Raw genomic sequence first — 23,232 nt, forward strand, 5'->3', positions numbered from 1 at the left:
GCTCCAAACTGGCGGCCCCGTTTCAATCCGCTCATGGCGTCTGGCGTAAAACATACCCAAAGTATGTCAGCGCACATTTTGTGTTTGCAGACACCTCAATCACATAACGGATTGGCCCCCGCAAAGAATCTGTAACGCATTGATTTAGTGAAGGTTCGTTATCGCTCGAATGACAATCCATTTGAACGCGACATGCAGGAGTGTCCTTCGCCAACGGAATTCATCGCCGTCATATATCCCGCCAGAATGAAAAAACCCGGGCTCGCAGTGCGGCCCGGGCTTCAATTTCCAAAGGTGACAAATGAGCGGCTTAGGCTGCCTCTTCCTGTGCACCCTCTTCATCATTGGCCTTGCCGCGCTTCGGTCCCTTGTTGAGGTTGACCTCAATCAGGCGAACCGCTTCGGTGTCCGACATCTTGTTGACTGCACCAAGTTCACGAGCCATACGGTCGAGTGCAGCTTCATAAAGCTGACGCTCTGAATACGACTGCTCGGGCTGGTTTTCGGCGCGATAGAGGTCGCGAACCACTTCCGCGATCGAAATCAGATCGCCGGAGTTGATCTTCGCATCATATTCCTGCGCGCGGCGAGACCACATGGTCCGCTTTACCCGGGCACGCCCTTGAACAACTTTCAATGCGCGCTCGACAAAATCTGTTTCCGACAGTTTGCGCATGCCGATTGTCGACGCCTTGGCGACCGGCACCTTGAGGCGCATCTTGTCTTTTTCGAAATCAATCACAAACAGTTCGAGTTTGTGTCCTGCAACTTCCTGCTCTTCGATTGCAACAATCTGTCCGACACCATGGGCTGGATAGACGATCGATTCACCGGTCTTGAAACCCTGTCTCTGTGAAGGTATTTTTTTCTGCTGGGTTGTCATGCGTTTTCAAAACTCCCTGTTACGGAAACGGACGCTGGGAGCCGGGCATGGCTTGCCCGGACCGGTCCTGCGACGGCCGGCAGGCCCATCGCACTGACAACGCTTTCAAAAGCAAGACAAGGCAAAGAGCCGCAGGCGATCACCGCGCGGATTATGGCAATCCGACAGCTTTGCGCTGCAAGGAAAGGGCCACCGCTGTAAGGGACGTTTGCTTCCGTTTTTGCTTCTTGTTTCGCCCTGACGGCGCCTTGAAGATGTCAGTAATATGATATGTATCACAAAAATTGTCGTAAATCAATGATTTGCGTGAGCCGCTAAACGGATCACGCCAAAACATGTTACGATTTGCTTAAGCATGCGGCGGCGCATAGAGCAAACGGCCGCATTGCAGCAATATCAGCCCCCGAAACCGGGCTATCAATCGCCTTCGCCTGGCTCAGCCGAGAAATATTGCTCGAACTTGCCTTCCTTGCCATCAAATTCCTTAGCGTCATCGGGCGCTTCACGCTTGATGGTGATGTTGGGCCATTTGTCGGCATATTCGGTGTTGACCTCAAGCCATTTCTCAAGCCCCGGCTCTGTGTCCGGCTTGATAGCTTCGGCAGGGCATTCGGGCTCGCACACACCGCAATCGATGCATTCGTCAGGATGGATGACCAGCATGTTCTCGCCCTCGTAGAAACAATCCACCGGGCAGACTTCAACGCAATCCATGTATTTGCAGCGAATGCAATTGTCAGTCACCACATAGGTCATACGTCTCTCCTGAGGCTCTTTGCATGCCATTGTCCGGTGTACTGCAGGGCAAACAGGACATGCATCATTTCAGAGCGTTACAGCTTCCATGGCACCTATGGCAAGGTGGCCGAGCTGCAGCGAACAACGGCGCTGAGGTACCGGCTTTGAGGGTGTATTGCAAGACTTGAGATTTTGTCAAAGCGCCGCAGCCGCTGACCAAAGGGCAAACCTCGCAACGATATGAAGAAACGGCGAACAGGCTTCCCCGGATCAGCTGAAATCAAGAAACATTCAACCGTCGCTATCGGGATTGCGAAACTGATCAATTTTTCGCCGATCCCGCTTGGTTGGCCGGCCCGAGCCAGGCTCGCGCTCAGCCGCAACCGTTTCGGTCTTGCTCGCCTCTGTCGACTTGGGCGTAATATCCTCATAGAGCAGTTGCGCTTCCGGCGCCGGGCCGCGGCGGTTGCCGCAACCCAGTATCTTCAGCACCAGAATGCGCCGCTCCATGGTGATTGTCAGCACATCGTCCGGCTTGATCAGAACGCTCGCCTGATCCACTTTTTCACGGTTGACCCTGACATTCCCAGCCGACACAAATTTGCCGGCCAGAGTTCGGGATTTGATCACCCGTGCGAAAAACAGCCATTTGTCGATGCGCTGTTTTGCAGGCTGCTCCACCGGATAAAGACCTATTTTTTCAGCTGGTCACGCAAGGCTGCGAGCGCTGCGAAAGGTGAATCCGGATCGATAGGCTTCTCCTTGCGCACCGGCCGGTCGTTGCGGCTTCCACGATTGGCGTCGCCGCCCGTGCCGCCCTTGCCTTGGCCGCCCTTGCCCTCGCCACCCTTGCCATGACCGCCCCTACCGGGGCCGGCTTTGCCGCCTGGCTTTCCACGATGGCCTCTGTTGGGCCGGCCTTCACCATCAGCAGCTGCTTCGCCTTCCGGCCTGTCGCCTGTGCGGGGATTGCGATTTCCACCGTCACGGCGGCCACGCGCCTCGCCGGGAGCATTGCGGGGCCCGCGTTGCGCATCCTGGCGGCCACCCGGGCGCCACAAGAGCACTGGACGTGGCGCTTCAGCTTCTTCCGCAGCCTCCGCCTTTGGCGCATCACTTGCAGGGCTCTGGTCTGAAACCGCTGTTTCGCCCTGTTCCGCCGATACGTCAGCTGACACTTCGGCCGGCTGAGTGCCCGCCTCTTCGCTTTTCACCGGCTCTTCAGTAGAAGCGGCATTTTCTGTGGGTGCCGAAGCAGGCTCTTCAGGAGCCGGCGAAACCGGCTTGTGCGGACGATCAGCAGCGGTGCGGGAAACAACGACCTCCACGACAGGCCCGGTGCCTGCCGTGCCGCCAGTTTCCGCCTGTGTCGCGTCGAGACCTGCGATATGGCTCTGTGCCTCTTCGGCTGGAACCGCATCGGCACGGTAGCCAAGGCCCTTGAGGATTTCTTCGATGTCATCCTGCGTGGCGCCGAGAATGGAGAGCATTCCGGTCGTGGTGATGAACCGGCGGCCATCATAGGCAGCTTCCGGACGCGCGGCCTGGGTGCCCGGTTTCCATTGCAGCGCCGGCCTGATCAGATCGGCTAGCCGTTCGAGAATATCGATGCGCACTGCGCGTTTGCCGAGGAACCGGAAACCGGCAAGCCGGTAGAACTCGCGGTCAATCTCGGGATCGGTAGCAACAGATGTGCGTCCCGCAGCCAGCATCGGCGTGACATCACCGTAACCGGACTTGGAAAACCCGTCATTGGCAAGCGCCCACAGCAGCGTCACCAGCTCGGCCGGTGCGGGCTTTAGCAGCGCCGGCATGAAAATGTGATAGGCGCCGAACCGGATGCCGTACTTGCGCAGGCTGGCGCGCGCCGACTGGTCAAGATCCTTGATCATCTCAGCGACATCGCGGCGGAACAGAACACCAAGGTTTTCAGCCAGCCTGAAAGCAAGCCCGCGCGCCAGACCATCAAGGTCCTCGGCGCGGGTCAGATCGTCGAGCGGCTTGAGCACGGTGGCGATATGGTGATTGACGAAGCGGTCGATGCGGGCGACGACAAAATCCCGGGCAGTGCCGGTCAGCTGGTCGTCGGCGAGCAGGATGGTGCGCGGCTTGAGAATGTGATCCCCGGTGGCAAGCTTTGCCACGGGATCTCCAAGCCAGCGGACCGTTCCATCAGCACCGATGGCAAAGTCGGAATTGCCCGAAGCGTGCAGGCGCGCCGCCCGCGCTTCAAACTCCAGCGCCAGCGCTTTCTGCGCAGCACCGAGCACGGCCTTGGCATCCGGCCCATCGGCTGACGCATCCGCCATGAAACGGAATCCGGCTAGTTGTCCAATATGGTGACCTTCAACAAAGACATCACCGTTTACACTGATTTCAGCTTCGAGCATCGCGTTCTCTCTCAGGCGCCTCATGAGCACAGATGTCCTGCGGTCAACAAAGCGTTTCGTCAACCTTTCATGCAACGCATCGGACAAACGGTCCTCAATTTCGCGCGTCTTTTCCTGCCAGTGTGTCGGATCGGCAAGCCATTCAGGTCTGTTGGAAACATAAGTCCATGTCCGGATCTGTGAAATCCGGGCCGACAATGTGTCGATTTCTCCGTCTGTAGAATCGGTTCTGCGCACCTGTTCTGCCAGAAAATCCTCGTTCACCGAACCGGTGCGAATCAGATCCCGGTAGATCGTCGCAATCAAGTCCGAATGTTGTGCAGGTGCAATCCGCCGGTAATCTGGCAGTGAGCAGACGTCCCACAACGTGGCCACATTCTGCGGAGTACTCGCCAGATCCCGCACTTCCATATCATTGACCAGATGCTCAAGCGCACGCTGGTCGACGGCAGGCAAGGCGCGGGTCAGCCCCTGCACCGCAGGTATCTGTTCGAGACTCTCCCGCAGCGTCGCCAGAGTGGAAAAATCGAGCTGCTTTGAACGCCATTGAAGGATCTTAACCGGCTCGAAAACATGGCTTTCCAGCCGCTGCACCAGATCGTCGGGCAAGGGGTCAACCTGACCGGTGACCCCGAAGGTGCCGTCGCGTAGATGCCGGCCGGCGCGACCGGCAATCTGGCCGAACTCGGATGCCGTCAGCTGACGGTAGGAATAGCCATCAAACTTCCGGTCCTGGGCAAAGGCCACATGGTCAACATCAAGATTGAGCCCCATTCCAATCGCATCGGTTGCCACCAGATAGTCAACGTCTCCGTTCTGGTAGAGCTCGACCTGGGCGTTGCGGGTGCGCGGGCTAAGTGCGCCAAGCACCACCGCAGCGCCGCCGCGTTGGCGCCGCACCAGTTCGGCAATCGCATAAACTTCCTCCGCCGAAAACGCCACGATGGCAGTGCGCCGAGGCAATCGGGTGATCTTTTTCGATCCGGCGTAATGCAACTCAGACAGACGCGGCCGCTCAACAACGGTAATTCCCGGCAGCAACTGCTCCAGAATTCCGCGCACCGTGGATGATCCCAGCAGCAGGGTTTCTTCCCGGCCTCGCAGCGACAGGATGCGGTCGGTGAACACGTGGCCACGCTCGAGATCGCCGGCGATCTGCACCTCGTCGATGGCGACGAAGGCAGCGTTTGTTTCCTGCGGCATCGCCTCGACAGTGCAGACCGAATAGCGGGCACCGGGAGGTGTGATCTTTTCCTCGCCGGTAACCAGAGACACATGCTGAACGCCGACCTTTTCGACCATCCGGCCATAGACCTCACGCGCCAGCAGCCTTAGCGGCAGGCCGATCACACCTGACGAATGCGCCGCCATCCGTTCGATAGCGAAATGCGTCTTGCCGGTATTGGTCGGGCCAAGCACGGCGGTGACGCCGCGTCCGGACAGGATCAAGGGCTTTGGGGGATGGCTGCGGAAAGCGGGCATTATAGTCCGTATCAAGCGAAAGACGGCTGTTACCTAACACATCGGGGCAGCCGAAACAGCGGGAATCTCAAAGATCCGAAACCTCGCATTTTAACCATTGGAACAGTGGCAGAACGAATCAGCGACGAATCGATGACTCGATCTGATTCCGTTTTTGTTCACCCCAACATCTACTCCACCGCGGGTTCAACGCCACCATATGATGAATCGCCCGAGATGCGTTTGCTACTCAACGACGCGGCACCGTTAACCTTTGCATCTTGCTCGGTTACATCCTTCGTCGTCACGCGTTGTGCCCCGACGCGAATTTACATTCTATTAACAATTCCAAACACTTCGTTAATCACATATCACGCATTTGAACCGTTTCATTAACCTTCAGAACAGCCGCGGAACGAATCGGCTACGAATCACAGACCTGGCAAGGTTGGCTGTTCGTTCACCACAGCATGTGGGCACGCGGCCAGAGTGCCGCACCATATGCGGAACCGCCCTCAGGCCGGGATGACCGGTTCATCCGTTCCTGTTAACTTTTGGCACCTTCCGGAGACGCATTTTTCTTGACCCAACCATCTTGGCGTTAATGATTTGGCAATGATTCCAAAGACTTCGTTAATTGGAAATGGCCTATTTGAATGACCTCATTAACTTTCAGAACAGCGCCGGAACGAATCGGCGACGAATCAGAGATCTCGCCTGGTTGGCTCTTTGTTCACCGCAACATCTGGATTTCCTGATTGCACTGGCTACCAGATACCGAACCGACCCAGTCGCGAGTTCAGGAAAATAGCGCCGGGCGTTAACCTTTGGGAACGCTCCAGTCACCGCTGTGAGCAGGATCTAAATCGCTCCATGCGCGTTTGTGATTTGTTAAATATTCCAAATACTTCGTTAAACCAATTCAGCGCATTTGAATGACCCTGTTAACTTTCAGAACAGCGCCGGAACGAATCGGCGACGAATCAGAGATCTATGCAGGTTGGCTCTTTGTTCACCGCAACATCTTGGGTTTTGCGCAATCGCGGACACCAATTTCGGCCTGCAGACCACCGCAGGACGGCTGTTTACGCAGCAAAAATTAACCTTTGCGATAGTCCGGGGCATGTTTACCCGGCACTTCCCAACAAAAACGGCCCCCGAAGGAGCCGCTTTGTTGCTGCAAAGGCTGCAGGGTGTCAGCTGAAGTACTGACCGCCATTGGCGGAGATCGTCGAACCGGTGATAAAGCCGGCGTCGTCGGCAGCAAGGAACACCACCGCCCGCGCAATCTCCTCGGGCTCGCCGAGACGACCGACCGGAATTTGCGGGATGATACGTTCGTTGAGCACCTTCTCGTCGATGGCACGCACCATGTCGGTGCCGATATAGCCCGGGCAGATCGCATTGACAGTGATGCCGGCCCGCGCGCCTTCCTGAGCCAGAGCCTTGGTAAAGCCGATGTCGCCGGCCTTGGCCGCCGAGTAATTGACCTGACCGGCCTGGCCCTTCTGTCCGTTGATCGAGGATATGTTGATCACGCGGCCGAACTTGCGATCGCGCATCCCGCCCCAGACCGGGTTGGTCATGTTGAACAGTCCGGTGAGGTTGGTGTTGATCACCTCGCCCCACATCTGCGGTGTCATCTTGTGGAACATCCCGTCCCGCGTAATGCCGGCATTGTTGACCAGCACCGCGACCGGACCGAGATCGGCCTCGACCTGGGCAATACCGGCAACGCAGGCATCATAATCGGCGACAGACCATTTGTAGGTCTTGATGCCGGTTTCTGCGGTGAATTTCGCCGCCGCCTCGTCATTGCCGGCATAGTTGGCGGCGACCGTGTAACCGGCCGCCTTCAACGCGATCGAAATCGCTGCCCCGATCCCGCGTGACCCTCCGGTCACGATTGCTACCTTGCTCATGCCAATCCTCCCAGACTGTTACTTTACTATATCCGCGCTCAGCCGCGCTCGACGCAGAGCGCCACACCCATGCCACCGCCGATGCAAAGCGTCGCAAGACCCTTCTTGGCATCGCGGCGGGCCATCTCGAACAACAACGTGTTGAGAATACGCGCGCCCGATGCGCCGACCGGGTGGCCGATGGCAATCGCGCCGCCATTCACGTTGACGATGGCCGGATCCCAGCCCATGTCCTTGTTCACCGCGCAGGCCTGTGCCGCAAACGCTTCATTGGCTTCGACCAGATCAAGATCGTTTACGGTCCAGCCGGCCTTTGCCAGCGCCTTGCGCGACGCCGGGATCGGGCCAGTGCCCATGATCTGCGGATCAACACCGGCGGTCGCCCATGAAACAATCCGCGCCATCGGGGTTATACCGCGCTTGGAAGCTTCGGCTTCGCTCATCAGCACGGTTGCAGCAGCGCCGTCATTGATGCCTGAAGCATTGGCCGCGGTCACTGTGCCTTCCTTGTCGAAGGCCGGGCGCAGCTTGGAAATACCTTCAATGGTGGTGCCGTGCTTGATGTACTCGTCTTCCTCGACGACCGTATCGCCCTTGCGGCCCTTGATCGTCACAGCGGCGATTTCGTCCTTGAATTTGCCGGCCTTCTGCGCAGCCTCTGCCTTGTTCTGCGAGTTGACCGCGAAGGTGTCCTGCTCCTCACGCGAGAGCTGCCACTGCTTGGCGACGTTCTCGGCGGTGTTGCCCATCAGGTAATTGTAGAAAGCGTCGGTCAGCGCATCGAGCATCATCGTGTCGACCATGCCGGCAGGCCCCATCTTGACGCCGTTACGCAGATGCATCGCGTGCGGAGCCAGCGACATGGATTCCTGGCCGCCGGCAACGATGATGTTGGCATCGCCAGATGCAATCTGCTGCATGCCAAGAGCGACCGCGCGCAAGCCCGAGCCGCAGAGCTGATTGAGACCCCAGGCCGTTGCTTCCTGAGGGATACCGGCAGCCATCGCCGCCTGCCGCGCCGGGTTTTGGCCCTGGCCTGCGGACAGAATCTGCCCGAGGATGACTTCATCGACTTCGCCGGGCGCAACACCGGCGCGCTCGAGCGCTGCCTTGATGGCGACCGCGCCCAGATCATGGGCAGCGACGGAGGACAAAGCGCCATTGAAAGACCCGACCGGGGTGCGGGCAGCGCTGGCGATAACGATAGAACTCATGATGGATTTTCCCTGTCATGTAATTGTGAGGAATTGCCCAGAACGTGACGGAGCTTGATGTTTCTGTCAAATGCCTGAACGCCGAATTTTTCATGCAATCGGTTTAATCATGACCATAGACGGATGATTTTCCGCTGCTTTCGCCGCATCGCACAAAGGAATTGTCTTTATCAACCGTTTTCGCCTACAGTCTTGGCATATTGGCGAGGTTCGGGTCTGGGGAGACCTTTGAGGAGATTGAACATGGCGAAGAACACCGGCACCATCACGATCAAGAAATATGCCAATCGCCGTCTCTACAACACGGGCACGAGCACCTATGTGACGCTTGATGACCTGGCTGTCATGGTCAAGAAGGGCGAAGACTTCGTGGTGCTCGATGCCAAGAGCGGCGACGACATCACTCACTCCGTGCTGACCCAGATCATTTTCGAGCAGGAATCCAAGACCGGCAACACATTGCTACCTGTCTCCTTTCTTCGGCAATTGATCTCTATTTATGGTGATCAGCTGCAAATGGTGGTTCCGAGTTATCTCGAACACTCCATGTCTGCGCTGACCGAACAGCAGGAACAGGTTCGCGAGCAGATCACCAAGTCCTTTGGCGATAATCCCGTAGCACGCAACATCCAGTTGCCGATCCAGCTCGTTGAGGAGCAGGTCCGTCGCAACACCGAGATGTTCCAGAAGGCGATGCAGATGTTCTCGCCCTTCGCCCTTGCCCACTCTGGCAAGCCTTCGGATGAGGCTGCGAAGAAGTCGGACACTTCCAAGGATATCGACGACCTCAAGTCCCAGCTCAAGCAGTTGCAGGACAAGATCAACTCCATCGACAGCTGATCAAGCAGGCAGGGGTTTTGCCCCTGTGCTTGCATCGGAACTCAATCACCTCATCGCGGCGTGGCTTGCTTTCCTGCGCGTTTGTGAGGCCCGGCACTAGGCCACCCGACCATTGTTTCCGTTCCGGCGAAACAGCTTTCCTGTGTCCGGTCCGGCCAAATCGGTGGCGCCCGGCACAATTCAGGTCCTATAAGCAGCAGAACTGTTTCTGACATTGACCTGAAAGGCATTCAGCATGACCGACCTTCCCTTGGCCAAGGCACTCAAAATCATCAACACAGCGCTCGCAAAGGGCAAGGAACTCAGCCTAAAGCCTTTGGCTGTGGTGGTGCTGGATGCCGGCGGGCATGTCAAAGCCTTCCAGCGCCAGGATGGCGCGTCGATGATGCGGTTCGAGATTGCCAGCGGCAAGGCCTATGGCGCGCTGGCCGTCGGCGTCGGCTCGCGCTGGCTCAACACCCAGGCAGAAACCAGGCCGCATTTTCTTGAGGGCCTTTCGGCCGTTTCCGGCGGGAAGATCGTTGCCGTTCCCGGAGGTGTGCTGATCAAGGATCGCAAGGGCGGGATTATTGGCGCGGTCGGGATTACAGGCGACACGTCCGACAATGACGAGCTTGCAGCCATTGCCGGCATCGAAGCTGCCGGCTTCACGCCCGACGCGGGTTAAGGCAGCTCGGTCAAACATGCGATCGTCGGGTTACAACCCGATCGAAACGTCCCGGCCAGCCGAGCGGATCGAGACGGAAAATCCGGCGATCACATCGATGAATGCAATCACCATCAGGATGAAGAAGACCTGGGTTGCGGCATCGCGCACGAGCAGGAACTCGACCAGAAACGCCACGAACACGAACATCGACAGCATGTGATCAATCACCGACCATGATCCCGTGCGGGTCGCCTTCAGCACCTCGATGAACAACAGGCCCAGCGAAACGACAATCAGCAGGTCACCGAGGTTCATCGTCCAGGTAGCACCCGACATCATCGACAAGGATGTGATTGTTGTGCCCAGGCCGGCAACGCCGCCGCCAATCAATCCGATCATCACCAGATTATACGCTATCAATGGCACGATCATCAGCGGTATGGCGGCAAGCATGGAAAGACCTCGTAACTGGAACGGCCCGCACGGACCATCGACTTCGTTCAGCGGCGTTCCGTCCCCGGCGCAACCGCTGCGACAATGCGAAAACAATCGGCCAAGCGCAAGCCGTTCGATCAGCACATGATCATATTATTGTCACGCGTTGCCCGCAGGCTCGAACTCAGCCGTAGACGATCAAAAGATCCTTGGCATCGATCTGATCACCGATCTTGACCAGAACTTCGGCCAGCACCCCGTCGCGCTCGGCATGGATCGCCGTTTCCATTTTCATGGCTTCGATCGATACCAGCACATCACCCGCAGTGACTTCCTGGCCTGCGGCAACCGAAACGGTCGAGATCACGCCAGGCATCGGTGCCGCGACATGCATGTCATTGCCAAGCTCGGCCTTGCGCCGCACAGCCGAACCTGATGCACCATGCGCCCTGTCAGGCACCTTGACTCTCCTTGGCTGACCATTGAGCTCAAAGAACACCGTGACCATACCCTTGTCGTCCGGTTCGCCCTGGGCCAGGTTCTGGACCACCAGGGTCTTGCCCTTCTCGATCTCGATGAACAGCTCGCCGCCGACAGGAATTCCGTAGAAATAGGCCGGTGTCGGCAACATGCTGACCGGGCCGTAGGTTTCGGTCACAAGCGCAAAATCCGTGAACACCTTCGGATACATCAGGTAGGACGCGAATTCGTTCTCACTGATCTCGCGTTCCAGCTTGGTCTCGATTTCCTTGCGCTCGGATGCAAGATCCGCATCCGGCAGCAACGAGCCGGGCCGAGCGGTATAGGCTTCCTCGCCCTTGAGAACCTTGCTCTGCAGGGCCTTGGGCCACCCGGCTGGCGGCTGGCCAAGATCGCCGCGCATCATCGAGACCACAGAATCGGGGAAGGACACATCCTTGGCCGGGTTCTCGACGTCAGCGACGCTCAGATCCTGGCTGACCATCATCAGCGCCATGTCGCCCACAACCTTGGAAGAGGGCGTCACCTTGACGATATCGCCGAACATCTGGTTGGCGTCGGCATAGGCTTGCGCTACCTCGTGCCAGCGGGTCTCCAGCCCAAGCGAACGCGCCTGTTCCTTGAGATTGGTGAACTGTCCGCCCGGCATCTCGTGCAGGTAGACTTCCGATGCCGGTCCCTTGAGATCACTCTCAAACGCCGCGTACTGATTGCGTACGGCTTCCCAGTAGAACGAGATCCGGCGGATCCATTCGGTATCGAGCCCGGGATCACGCTCATGACCCTTCAGCGCCTCGACAATCGAGCCCAGGCAAGGTTGCGACGTGTTGCCCGACAGCGCGTCCATTGCCGCATCGACCGCATCCACGCCGCTGTCGACCGCGGCAAGCACGGTGGCCGCGGAAATCCCCGATGTATCATGCGTATGGAAATGGATCGGCAGGTCGGTGGCCTCGCGCAACGCCTTGAACAACTGCCGCGCCGCTGCCGGCTTCAGCAATCCGGCCATGTCCTTGACCGCGATGATATGCGCTCCGGCCTTCTCGAGCTCCGACGCCAGCGCCGTATAGTATTTCAGATCATATTTTGGCCGGGCAGAGTTAAGGATGTCGCCGGTGTAGCAGATGGTCGCTTCGCACAGCTTGTTCTCTTCACACACCGCGTCCATCGACACGCGCATGTTCTCGACCCAGTTGAGGCAGTCGAACACTCGGAACAGATCGATTCCCCCCTGCGCCGCCTGGCGCACGAAATGCTTGACCACGTTGTCGGGATAGTTCTTGTAGCCGACGCCATTGGCGCCGCGCAGCAGCATCTGCAACAACAGATTCGGCGCACCCTGCCGCACCAGTTCAAGCCGCTCCCAGGGATCCTCAGTCAGAAACCGCATCGACACGTCAAAGGTCGCACCGCCCCAGCATTCCAGCGACAAGAGATTTGGCAGCGCCCTTGCATAGGCGCCGGCAACGGCAGCGATATCGTGCGTGCGCATACGTGTCGCCAGAAGTGACTGATGGCCGTCACGCATCGTCGTATCGGTGATCAGCACGCGCTCCTGGGCTCGCATCCAGTCGCCGAAGCCCTTCGGGCCAAGTTCATCAAGCAATTGCCTGGTTCCCGGCTCGACAGTACCTTCGACATGCGGAACACGCGGTGCCGCGGCATCTGCCGCAGGCAATGGCCGGCCCTTGGTTTCAGGATGGCCGTTGACGGTTACATCGGCCAGATAGGTCAGCAGCTTGGTAGCACGGTCCTGGCGCTTGACCTGCTCGAACAGCGCCGGCGTGGTGTCGATAAACCGCGTCGTATAGGTGTTGTTGAGAAACTCGGGATGGCCGATGATCGCTTCAAGGAAGGTAAGGTTTGTGGCCACACCACGGATACGGAATTCGCGCAACGCACGGTCCATCCGCTTGATGGTTTCCTCAGGTGTCGGCGCCCAGGCTGTGACCTTTTCCAAAAGCGGATCATAAAACCGGGTAATCACAGCGCCGGAATAGGCGGTGCCGCCATCAAGCCGGATGCCAAAGCCTGTAGCGCCGCGATAGGCGGTGATCCGGCCATAGTCAGGAATGAAATTCTGCTCGGGGTCTTCCGTGGTGATACGGCACTGCAGTGCATGACCATTGAGCCGGATATCGGCCTGCGCCGGCACGCCCGACGCCGGGGTGCCGATGACTTCGCCTTCGAGGATATGGATCTGCGCCTTGACGATATCGATACCGGTGACTTCCTCAGTCACCGTATGCTCGACCTGGATGCGCGGATTGACCTCGATGAAGTAGAACGCGCCGGTGTCGATATCCATCAGGTATTCGACCGTGCCCGCACCGACATAGCTGGTGGCGTTGGCGATTTTCAGCGAATAGGTCGCCAGTTCCTGACGCTGGGCGTCTGTCAGGTAAGGTGCCGGCGCCCGCTCGACGACTTTCTGGTTGCGGCGCTGCACGGAGCAATCGCGCTCGAACAGGTGCACCGCGTTGCCATGGGTATCGCCCAGGATCTGGCTTTCGACATGACGCGCCCGTTCAACCAGCTTTTCGAGATAGACCTCGTCCTTGCCGAAGGCGGCCATCGCCTCGCGCTTGGCCTCAACCACTTCACGGGCAAGGTCCTTCGGATCACGAATGGCCCGCATACCACGGCCGCCGCCGCCCCATGAGGCTTTGAGCATGATCGGATAACCGATCTCGTCAGCCATTCTGGCCACTTCTTCCATGTCGGCGGGCAGCGGGTCAGTGGCAGGAACCACCGGAACGCCGATTTCAATGGCGAGGTTGCGAGCAGAAACCTTGTTGCCAAGACGGCGCATCGTTTCAGCCCGCGGACCAATAAATGTGATCCCGGCTTCATCGCAGGCATCAACGAATTCGGGGCTTTCCGACAGCAGACCATATCCGGGGTGGATCGCATCGGCACCCGAAAGCTTGGCAACCCGGATGACCTCGTCAATCGAAAGGTAGCTTTCGATTGGCCCGAGATCACGCGCCAGATGAGGCCCGCGTCCGACCTGATAGGACTCATCCGCCTTGAAACGGTGCAGAGCGAGCTTGTCTTCCTCAGCCCAGATCGCGACTGTTTTCATGCCCAGCTCATTGGCTGCGCGAAACACGCGAATGGCAATTTCCGAACGGTTAGCAACGAGAATCTTGGAAATCGGCACAGACAGCCTCCCGGTTTTGGGCGAAGGAAACGGGGTCGGAACCAACCCCGTTTTCAATTCTTAACGACTGTTTTGCTGCAGTGCAAATTAAGAGATGAGACCCAACCTGAATGCGATCGCCACCACATGGTGGCGGTTTTTGGCGTGCAGTTTGTCCTGAATGCCGTTCATGTACCAATCAACCGTGTGCGCTGAAAGGCCGAGCGTGGCTCCCATCTCGTTGGAGGTCATGCCATATCCCAGATACTCCAGCGTCTCCATTTCACGGCGGGTCAGCGGCAACGAAACCGGTCGGCTTATCCGCTCGTGCGCATCAGGATCAGTGGCTTCAAGCAGCTCCCAGAAGGCTTTCTTGGCCATCGCATCCATCATCGCCATTTGTGCCGGTGACAAATCAACCGGCCGCCCAGCTACCGTCAGCACACCGACCAGGCCACGCCGCCCGTGAACAGGAAAAACATATCCGTCCTCCAGGCCAAAACGGCGTGCATCGACCATCATTCGTTCCATCCGCTTGTGTTGCGGATCGTCCTTGAAAGCTGCAATAGGCTCGCGCCAGCGATAGCCGCGCTGGCTATGACCAAGATAGCGGATGACAGGGTCGATCGTGGCATATTTGCGTTTTACATAAAGCTCTGGCCAGCCTTTTGGCCATTTTCCTTCGAGCATGATGTCGCTTGCCTGGCTCTCGGGTCCAGGTTGCCGGACAAGCGTAAAATAGTCAAATCCGAGCTCGTTGATGACATTTCGGATACGCGCGCGGATGCTCTCTGCGCCTTCCTCTTCGTTTCTTTTCGCGTCAAGAAACTGCAGAATGGCGTTCAGATTCATGATATCCTCCAGAGGATCAAATTTGGCAGTTTTCACTAAAAATCAGTAATATTTGACAGTAAATCAGGCTTCGAATTCCATTGTAATGCTAAACTTTGCAGTTGCGCCAGTTTTTCTTTGCAATCTCACCACGAGATAAACGGTCGCTTGATGTTGTGCAAAACGAAAAACCGGCCCGCGCAACTGGCGCGAACCGGCTTGGTAAGGACGACGATTACTCAGCGAAAACGGGCGGTCAGATGCAAGCCTCGAACAGTGCCTTGGTGTTTTCTGTCGTCAACTCGACCGGATTGCCGCCGGCGCTTGGATCCTCAAGCGCCATGGCCGTCATTTCATCGATACGGTCACGCCCTACGCCAAGCTCAGCCAGCTTGTCGGGTACGCCCAAGTCTGCACGCAGCTTTAGCACGTAGTCGTAAAACCCGTCAAAGCCGCCGCCAATGCCCATGTAGTCAGCAGCGCGGGCAATCCGCTCCTCGATGACCGGGCGGTTCATCATGAGCACCGGAGGCATTACAACCGCATTGGTCATGCCGTGGTGGGTGTTGTAGACCGCGCCGATCGGGTGCGACAACGCATGGATGGCGCCCAACCCCTTCTGGAACGCCACCGCACCCATCGCCGCAGCACTCATCATTTCAGCACGCGCCGCAATGTTGGATCCGTCCGCAACCACCAGCGGCAGGTTTTCCTTGACCAACCGCATACCCTCGAGTGCGATGCCCTGGCTCATCGGATGGTAGAACGGCGAGGAATAGGCTTCCAGGCAATGCGCGAACGCATCCATGCCTGTGCCCACCGTGATAATCTTTGGCATGCCGACAGTGAGTTCCGGATCACAAATTGTGACCGCCGGAAGCAGCTTCGGATGGAAGATGATCTTTTTGACGTGCGTCACCGAGTTGGTCAGAACGCCGGCGCGGCCGACTTCCGACCCTGTCCCCGCCGTTGTCGGCACGGCGATGATTGGCGCGATGCCATCAGCATCGGCGCGGGTCCACCAGTCGCCGATATCTTCAAAATCCCAGACCGGGCGGGTCTGACCGGCCTGAAACGCGATCAGCTTGCCCAGATCAAGACCGGACCCGCCGCCAAAGGCGATGACGCCGTCATGACCACCGGCCTTGAAGGCTGCGACACCGGCTTCGAGGTTTTTCTCGTTCGGGTTCGGATCCACCTCGGCGAACATTGCGCGGCCAAGACCCGCGGCCTCCAGAAGGTCGAGCGCCTGAGATGTTATCGGCAGAGAGGCAAGCCCACGGTCAGTGACCAGAAGCGGCTTCTTCATGCCGGCAGCGGCACATGCTTCGGCGAGTTCCGAAATGCGGCCAGCACCAAATCGGATTGCTGTGGGATAGGACCAGTTGGCGCGCGGGCTCATGCGGATTTCTTTCTCAGATGATAGGATTTTGGACGGGTGAGGTTATGGAAGCCGATTTCAGATAATGATCCGCCACGGCCGGTGGACTTGCAGCCGGTCCAGCACAGAGCCGGATCAAGATAGTCGGCACGGTTCATGAATACGGTGCCGGTCTCGATCTCGGCACCAATACGGGCTGCGCGCTCGGCGTCATTGGTCCACAGGGAAGCGGTAAGGCCAAACTGGCAGTCATTCATCAGCGCAAGCGCGTGCTCGTCGCTGTCGACCGGCATGATACCGACGACCGGACCAAAGCTTTCATCACGCATTACCCGCATGTCATGGGTTACGTCGACCAGCACCTGAGGCATCAGATAGGCCCCGCCATCATCGGCAGGGTACTGCTTGGGATCGATAAGTCCGCGTGCGCCGCTTGCGATGGCTTCCGACGTCTGCGCCCGTACCTCGCTTGCGAAGCGCACATTGGCCATAGGTCCGATTGTTGTCTCCTGCTCCAACGGATTGCCGAGCTTAAGACCGGACGAGACCCAGGCCGCGGCCTTGTCGATAAAAGCGCTGTAAAGCGGGCGAGCAATATAAAGCCGCTCAATACCGCAGCAGCATTGCCCTGCGTTAAACATCGCGCCATCCATCAGCACGTCGACAGCCCAGTCGAGGTCGGCGTCTTCCATCACGTAGCCGGGATCCTTGCCGCCAAGTTCCAGACCAAGGCCCGTAAACGTGCCGGCCGCCGCCCGCTCTATTGCCTTGCCGCCACCGACCGAACCAGTGAAATTGATGAAATCGAAGCTGCCGGCCGCGATCAGCTTTTCCGTTCCCTGGTGATCAAGAAACAGGTTGATGAAGACGTCCTCCGGCAATCCTGCCTCGCTGAACGCGCGAGCCATGCGCTCGCCAACGAGAAGCGTCTGAGTCGCGTGCTTGAGCACCACCGTGTTACCGGCAACCAGAGCCGGAACCACCGTATTGATCGCCGTCATGTAGGGGTAGTTCCACGGAGCAATGACGAAAACGACGCCATGGGGAACGCGCTCGATCCGCCGTTCGAACTGCGCCGAGCTTTCGATCTCGATCGGCGCCAGTGCCCGTGCGGCAATATCGGCCATGTAATTGGTACGCTCGTTGACGCCACCGAACTCGCCACCATAGCGGATCGGCCGACCCATCATCCAGGCCAGTTCCGGCACCACTTCGTCGCTCATCTCGTTGAGCCGCGCCACACCGGCGCGAACCAGCGCAATGCGTTCCTCGAGGGGTCGTTTGGCCCAGTCCTTCTGCGCCTTGCGCGTCCGCGCTACAGCTTCTGCTGCGGCATCGACGCCCATGACCGGGCGTTCGGCATAGACCGAACCGTCAACCGGCGATATCAGTTTCAAACTGCTCATTGCTTGGTCTCCCTGGGCGGCCCACCCTGTCTCCGAGCGGCGCCAGCCATATATCATCTCATTTCAGTGGTCAGGCGCGCTCGAAACCGCGTGCGATTTCCCAGTCAGTGACGGCCTTGTCGAATTCTTCCTGCTCCCACTCGGCGCAGCGGACATAGTGATCGATCACTGCATCTCCCATGGCTTCACGCAGCATTTTCGAATTGCGCAACGTCTCGGTCGAGGCACGCAGCGTCGACGGAATGTGCTTGGCTTCGGCGTTGTCATAGATGTCACCGCCTGTGGGCGGCGCCAGTTCCAGCTTCTGCTCGATCCCCTTGATGCCGGCTGCCAGCAAAGCCGCCTGTGCAAGATAGGGGTTCATGTCTGATCCGCCGATGCGGCATTCGACTCGCACCGCCTTGCTGCCCTCGCCGCAGAGACGGAAACCGGCAGTCCGGTTATCGACCGACCAGACGGTGCGGGTGGGCGCAAAACTGCCCTTCATGAACCGCTTGTAGCTGTTCACATAGGGCGCCATGAACCAGGTGTAGTCGGACGCATATTCGATCAGACCGGCCATGAAATGACACATCAGCTCCGACATGCCGTGCTTGCCGTTCTCATCCCGGAACGCAGGCGTCTTGCCGCTCCACAGCGACATGTGCACATGCGAGGAGGAGCCCACCTTCTTCGGGTTCCATTTCGGCAGGAACGTCACCGAACGGCCATGGGCCCAGGCGATCTCCTTGACCGCATGCTTGGCGATTGTGTGGTGGTCAGCACAGTCGAGCGCCTCGGCGTAGCGGATGTTGAGCTCTTCCTGGCCGGTCTCGGCTTCGCCCTTGGAGTTTTCAATCGGAATGCCAGCCGCGAAGAGATGATTGCGCACCGGGCGCATGATCGACTCTTCCTTGGTGGTCTGCAGGATATGATAATCCTCGTTGTAAGCGCTGATCGGCGTCAGTTCGCGATAGCCCGACTGGGCCAGGTCGCGAAAGCTCTGCTCGAACAGGAAGAACTCCAGTTCGGTGGCCATCATCGCCTCGTAGCCGAGTTCCTTGAGCCGTGCGATCTGCACCTTCAGGATCTGGCGCGGCGACTGCGCCACCGGTTCGTGAGTGTGGTGATCGAGAAGATCGCACAACACCATGGCGGTACCTTCAAGCCAGGGCACGCGCCGCATGGTGGAAAGGTCAGGCTTCATCACGTAGTCGCCGTAGCCCGCCTGCCAGCTGGTCGTGGCATAGCCATCCGGCGTCGCCATTTCGATGTCAGTCGCCAACATATAGTTGCAGCAATGGGTTTCTTCGTGGCTTGAATCGATGAAATTCTGGACATGGAAACGCTTGCCCATCAGGCGGCCCTGCATGTCGACACAGCACACCAGCACCGTATCGATTGCGCCGGAGCCGGCATCGGATTTCAGCTCGTCAAAGGTAAGGTTTCCAGCCATGTGATCTGATCCTGGTAAGCGGCCCCGCAGGGCTTGTATTTTGGGAGGCGCTGTAGCGGCAAACCGCCCCCCGGCGCAAGCCGGGAGGCGGAAACTTTAAAGGCCGTCGGCTCAGCTTTCGCCGTAAGGGAAACCGGCCTTGTTGATGACGCCGTTGTATTCCTTGAAGATCGAGATGACCTTCGCCTTGGTTTCGCTTTCAGCGCCGATTTCATCCCAGAACTTGACGGCCGCATCTTCGACCTGCTTCCAGTCCGAAGCGGGAACCGAACGCAGTTCCAGCTTATCGCCGGTGGCGCGAAGCTTTGCTTCGCCGCCCCAGTACCACTGATTGCGGAACGTGTGGCTGGCTTCCATGCAAGACATGTAGAGCGCCTTGAGGTGTTCGGGCAGCGCGTTCCACTTTTCCTCATTGGCAAACCAGGAGCCGATCCAGGCACCTGAGATGTTGTTGGTCAGGAAGTAGTCGGTCACATTGGCCCAACCGACGGTGTAGTCTTCGGTGATGCCCGACCAGGACATGCCGTCAAGTTCGCCGGTCTGAACCGCGACTTCCGCGTCTTCGTAAGGAATCGACACCGGCACAACGCCGAACTGGGTGAGGAAGCGGCCGGCGGTCGGGAAGGTGTAGAGCTTCAGACCGTCGAGATCGGCAACGCTCTTGATCTCCTTCTTGGTGTTGAAGTTGCAAGGGTCCTGACCCGCAGCCGAGAGCCAGACAACGCCGGTCCCGGAATAGGCTTCTCGCCAGATGTCGGCCAGGCCGTACTGCTGGAACAACACCGGCACATCGAGGATCGAACGCGTGGCGAACGGGAAATAGCCGCCAAACAACCCGACTTCCACCGGCGAGGCCATCGAATCATCATCCGAATGCACCGCGTCGATGGTGCCTGCCTGCATGGCGCGGAACAGTTCGCCGGTCGGTACGATCTGGTCGGCAAAGAACAGTTCGATCACCATTTCGCCATTCGCCGCCTTGTTGAAGGCATCGACGAAAGGCTGGGTGACGAACTGGCCCAGTGTTGCGCCGGCATAGGTCTGCATGCGCCAGCGGATCGGCTCCTGTGCGATCGCAGCCGGGGCTGCGAGAGCGGTACCAGCCGCGGCACCGGCAGCAACGCCGGCCTTGGTGAGAAATTGACGCCTCTTCATATTGCTCATGCTGTTCTCCTTTTGGTTTCGTCTTCTTCGGGTGTGCTCACTTCAGCCTTGAAGCTTGCCCAGGAACTGATGCGGTAGCCACAAGGCCAGCTCCGGGAACATCATCACGATCACCAATGTGAGCAGCATGACCGCGACGAAGGGAATGACAGACTGATAGATATGACGCAGCTTGATCTCTGGCGGCGCCATGGCGCGCATCAGGAACAGATTGTAGCCGAAAGGTGGCGTCATGTAAGCGATCTGGCAGGTAATGGTGTAGAGCACGCCGTACCAGACCAGATCGAAGCCCAGCACCTTGACCAGCGGCACATAAAGCGGCGCCACGATCACCAGCATCGCCGTGTCATCGAGGAATGTTCCCATCAGCAGGAAGCTCAGCTGCATCAGGATCAGCACATGCCAGGGCTCGAGGCCAAGCTGGCCGAGGAAGAAGTTCTCGATTGCACGCACTGCGCCTAGACCGTCGAATACCGCGCCGAAGCAAAGTGCTGCCAGGATGATCCACATGAACATGCAGGAAATGCCGAGCGTCTTGCGCATGACGTTCTCCATCACCTCGCGTGACAGCCGGCCCTTGATAAAGGCTGCGCCCATCGAGGCCACCGCGCCGACAGCCGAGCTTTCCACCAGACTGGTGTAGCCCATCAGGAACAGGCCGTTCATCAGGAAGAAGATCATGAACGGCAGGAAGCCGGCTCTCAGAAGGCTGATCCGTTCTTTCCAGGTGATGGCATCTCGCTCTTCCCTGGACAGGGGTGGTCCGAGATGCGGCTGCAACTGACAGCGAATCGCGATGTAGAGAATGAACAACCCGGCCATCAGCAGGCCCGGGAAAACGCCCGCGAGCCACAGCTGACTCACCGGCTGCCGCGCGATCATGCCGTAAAGCACCAGAACCACCGAGGGCGGGATTAGGATACCCAGAGACGATCCGCCCTGGATCACCCCGGTGATCATCACCTTGTCGTAGTTGCGCCTCAGCAGTTCCGGCAGCGCAATGGTCGCGCCAATCGCCATACCGGCAACCGACAGGCCGTTCATGGCAGAGATCACCACCATCAGGAAGATCGTGCCGATCGCCAGTCCGCCCGGCACAGGGCCGAACCAGACGTGAAACATCCGGTAGAGATCATCCGCGATCCGGCTTTCAGACAGCATATAGCCCATGAAGATGAACATCGGCAGCGTCAGCAGCGGATACCATTTCATCAGCTTGATCGATTGCGTAAACGCGATTTCGACGCCGCCCGTACCCCAAAGCGGCAGCGCCGCGATCACCGCAACAGCACCGATGACACCGAACACACGCTGCCCGGTCAGGAGCAGCGCCATCATCGAGGCGAACATGAAGAGCGCGATTAGTTCGTAACTCAAAGGCCCGCCTCACTTGCATGGTTTACGCTGACGCCGCGCAGGAAAAGAATGTCACGGAACAGTTCCGCAATGGTCTGAAGCAGCATCAGCAGGATGCCGAAAACGGCAACGAGCTTGACCGGCCACATGTAGGGCCGCCAGACCGAATGGGCCCGCTCGCCCCACTCGATGGCATAGGTCGCGCTTGATATCCCGCCGTAGAGCAGGACGCAAAGATAGAAGATCAGGAACAGCACCGTGATCGAATCAACCGCGGCCTTGCGACGCGGAGACCAGCCGCCATAGATCAGGTCCATCCGCACGTGATCGCCCATCTGCATCGAGTAGGCGCCGCCGAGCAAGTAATAGCCGACCATGATGAACTGCGCTAATTCCAGGGTCCAAAGCGCAGGCGAACCGGCATATTTCGTCACCGAAGACCAGAAAAGCACGCCCATCAGCGCGAAGATCAGATACATCGCAAACCGTCCGATACGCCTGTTGAAGGCATCAACCGCACGAATATAGCTCTCGATGAATTTCATCAGCAGACGCCTCCAAGGCAGCTTGCCGTACCTGGTCCGCCCGTCGGAATGGCGCAATCATGCATGAAGACGTCCCTCTTCTGTTTTCAACCGCTCAACTGACGCATTGAGCAGCTCCCCGATTCGGGCGGCCCAGATAGCCCGGCCGGTATCGTCGCAAATAAGATCGTTGCGGACCTCAAGCATGACGTTGGCAATTTGTCTGGTCAATCCATGCCGCTTGAGTGTGTGGGTCACCCCGTCCTCCGGGCCGTAGGGATAGTTGCGACTAACCTGGCTCAGCTCCAGCGAAGCGGCTGCATCAAGCATGGCATCTGCCAACCGGCTGTCATCATCATGCAGGATACCCAGATGCCCATCCCTTTGCTTGCCGAAATAAACTGGCGTGAAAGAATGGATAGTAACCAGCACAACACTGCGCCCCTGCGCCAGCCGCTCGTCAATGACGCCGTCGATCGCCTGATGGAAAGGATGATAAAGTGCATCTGCCCGGCGCGCCTTGTCGCTGGCGCTAAGCCCTGCATTTCCCGGGACGTCAAAGATCTCGCTGCGCTCGGGATAGGCACCGGGTGACTCTGGCGGGCGATTGCAATCATAGGCCAGTCGTGAAAACCGATGCGAAACTAGCGTCGCATCCAGCCTGTCCGACAGCATCTCCGCCAACCGTTGGGCGCCGATATCCCAGGCGATATGACCCGAAAGCGCTGCCTCGTCGAGCCCCATTGTCCCAAGCGCCTTTGGCATGATTTTCGACGCATGCTCGCAGATCAGCACGACCTCGCTCGCCCCGTCGGGACGGCGGACGGCAAAGGCAGGCCCTTCTGATGGTTCTATCAGCGTATCGTTGTGCATTCTGGTTCGGGTTCCCGGCAGGCGTCGGCAGGAATTTCAACGCTCGTAACAATGATTAGGATTGCCTCCCGATTGTCAATGCTGTAATTTTTATTACATCTTCGCGAC

At 58.4% G+C, this 23,232-nt stretch carries 18 protein-coding genes; 2 read left to right on the top strand and 16 right to left on the bottom strand.

Annotated features, from left to right (window positions below; translation table 11 throughout):
• Positions 1 to 310 precede the first annotated feature (310 nt).
• From WNZ14_RS02370 to WNZ14_RS02395, 6 genes are all read right to left on the bottom strand, one after another.
• Positions 311 to 883: a CarD family transcriptional regulator gene (locus WNZ14_RS02370; RefSeq protein ID WP_342867003.1), complete on the bottom strand. Its 573-nt coding sequence runs from the start codon at positions 881 to 883 to the stop codon at positions 311 to 313.
• A gap of 417 nt (positions 884 to 1,300) precedes the next feature.
• A complete protein-coding gene (gene fdxA, locus WNZ14_RS02375; RefSeq protein ID WP_342867004.1) occupies positions 1,301 to 1,639 on the bottom strand; it encodes a ferredoxin FdxA in 339 nt (112 codons plus the stop codon).
• A 273-nt stretch (positions 1,640 to 1,912) separates the two neighbouring features.
• Entirely contained in the window at positions 1,913 to 2,302 is a 390-nt protein-coding gene (locus tag WNZ14_RS02380; RefSeq protein ID WP_342867005.1) for an RNA-binding S4 domain-containing protein, read from the bottom strand.
• An 11-nt stretch (positions 2,303 to 2,313) separates the two neighbouring features.
• Entirely contained in the window at positions 2,314 to 5,493 is a 3,180-nt protein-coding gene (locus tag WNZ14_RS02385; RefSeq protein WP_342867006.1) for a helicase-related protein, read from the bottom strand.
• 1,175 nt (positions 5,494 to 6,668) lie between these two features.
• Entirely contained in the window at positions 6,669 to 7,394 is a 726-nt protein-coding gene (phbB, locus tag WNZ14_RS02390) for an acetoacetyl-CoA reductase (RefSeq protein ID WP_342867007.1), read from the bottom strand.
• Between the two features lie 38 nt (positions 7,395 to 7,432).
• Entirely contained in the window at positions 7,433 to 8,608 is a 1,176-nt protein-coding gene (locus tag WNZ14_RS02395; protein WP_342867008.1) for an acetyl-CoA C-acetyltransferase, read from the bottom strand.
• 243 nt (positions 8,609 to 8,851) lie between these two features.
• Between WNZ14_RS02395 and phaR the strand changes: the two genes are divergently transcribed.
• Both phaR and WNZ14_RS02405 read left to right on the top strand, forming a co-directional pair.
• Positions 8,852 to 9,448, top strand: coding sequence for a polyhydroxyalkanoate synthesis repressor PhaR (gene phaR / locus WNZ14_RS02400; RefSeq protein WP_342867009.1), 597 nt, complete (start codon positions 8,852 to 8,854; stop codon positions 9,446 to 9,448).
• A 235-nt stretch (positions 9,449 to 9,683) separates the two neighbouring features.
• A complete protein-coding gene (locus WNZ14_RS02405; RefSeq protein ID WP_342867010.1) occupies positions 9,684 to 10,115 on the top strand; it encodes a heme-binding protein in 432 nt (143 codons plus the stop codon).
• Positions 10,116 to 10,145: 30 nt separating this feature from the next.
• On the opposite strand, the gene WNZ14_RS02410 is transcribed toward WNZ14_RS02405, so the two are convergent.
• The 10 genes from WNZ14_RS02410 to WNZ14_RS02455 all read right to left on the bottom strand — a co-directional run bounded on the left by WNZ14_RS02410 (position 10,146) and on the right by WNZ14_RS02455 (position 23,124).
• The gene (locus WNZ14_RS02410) at positions 10,146 to 10,550 is read right to left on the bottom strand and encodes a hypothetical protein (RefSeq protein WP_342867011.1); all 405 of its coding nucleotides are present in this window, start codon (positions 10,548 to 10,550) and stop codon (positions 10,146 to 10,148) included.
• Between the two features lie 166 nt (positions 10,551 to 10,716).
• A complete protein-coding gene (pyc, locus tag WNZ14_RS02415) occupies positions 10,717 to 14,175 on the bottom strand; it encodes a pyruvate carboxylase (RefSeq protein WP_342867012.1) in 3,459 nt (1,152 codons plus the stop codon).
• Positions 14,176 to 14,262: 87 nt separating this feature from the next.
• Complete coding sequence (locus WNZ14_RS02420) at positions 14,263 to 15,006, bottom strand: autoinducer binding domain-containing protein (protein ID WP_342867013.1); 744 nt, start codon at positions 15,004 to 15,006, stop codon at positions 14,263 to 14,265.
• 235 nt (positions 15,007 to 15,241) lie between these two features.
• Positions 15,242 to 16,387, bottom strand: a complete 1,146-nt coding sequence (locus WNZ14_RS02425) for an iron-containing alcohol dehydrogenase (RefSeq protein WP_342867014.1) — start codon at positions 16,385 to 16,387, stop codon at positions 15,242 to 15,244.
• Positions 16,384 to 17,772 (bottom strand): aldehyde dehydrogenase family protein, encoded by a 1,389-nt coding sequence (locus WNZ14_RS02430; protein WP_342867015.1) that lies wholly within the window; start codon positions 17,770 to 17,772, stop codon positions 16,384 to 16,386. The genes WNZ14_RS02425 and WNZ14_RS02430 overlap by 4 nt, the downstream gene beginning before the upstream one ends.
• A gap of 70 nt (positions 17,773 to 17,842) precedes the next feature.
• Entirely contained in the window at positions 17,843 to 19,207 is a 1,365-nt protein-coding gene (locus WNZ14_RS02435) for a glutamine synthetase family protein (RefSeq protein ID WP_342867016.1), read from the bottom strand.
• Between the two features lie 111 nt (positions 19,208 to 19,318).
• Entirely contained in the window at positions 19,319 to 20,371 is a 1,053-nt protein-coding gene (locus WNZ14_RS02440; protein WP_342867017.1) for a TRAP transporter substrate-binding protein, read from the bottom strand.
• A gap of 42 nt (positions 20,372 to 20,413) precedes the next feature.
• The gene (locus tag WNZ14_RS02445) at positions 20,414 to 21,748 is read right to left on the bottom strand and encodes a TRAP transporter large permease subunit (RefSeq protein ID WP_342867018.1); all 1,335 of its coding nucleotides are present in this window, start codon (positions 21,746 to 21,748) and stop codon (positions 20,414 to 20,416) included.
• Positions 21,745 to 22,272, bottom strand: coding sequence for a TRAP transporter small permease subunit (locus tag WNZ14_RS02450; RefSeq protein ID WP_342867019.1), 528 nt, complete (start codon positions 22,270 to 22,272; stop codon positions 21,745 to 21,747). The genes WNZ14_RS02445 and WNZ14_RS02450 overlap by 4 nt, the downstream gene beginning before the upstream one ends.
• Before the next feature lie 57 nt (positions 22,273 to 22,329).
• Positions 22,330 to 23,124, bottom strand: coding sequence for an N-formylglutamate amidohydrolase (locus WNZ14_RS02455; protein ID WP_342867020.1), 795 nt, complete (start codon positions 23,122 to 23,124; stop codon positions 22,330 to 22,332).
• Positions 23,125 to 23,232 lie beyond the last annotated feature (108 nt).

The sequence above is a fragment of the Hoeflea sp. AS60 genome, from assembly GCF_038900115.1.
In the GTDB taxonomy this organism is placed as follows: domain Bacteria; phylum Pseudomonadota; class Alphaproteobacteria; order Rhizobiales; family Rhizobiaceae; genus Hoeflea.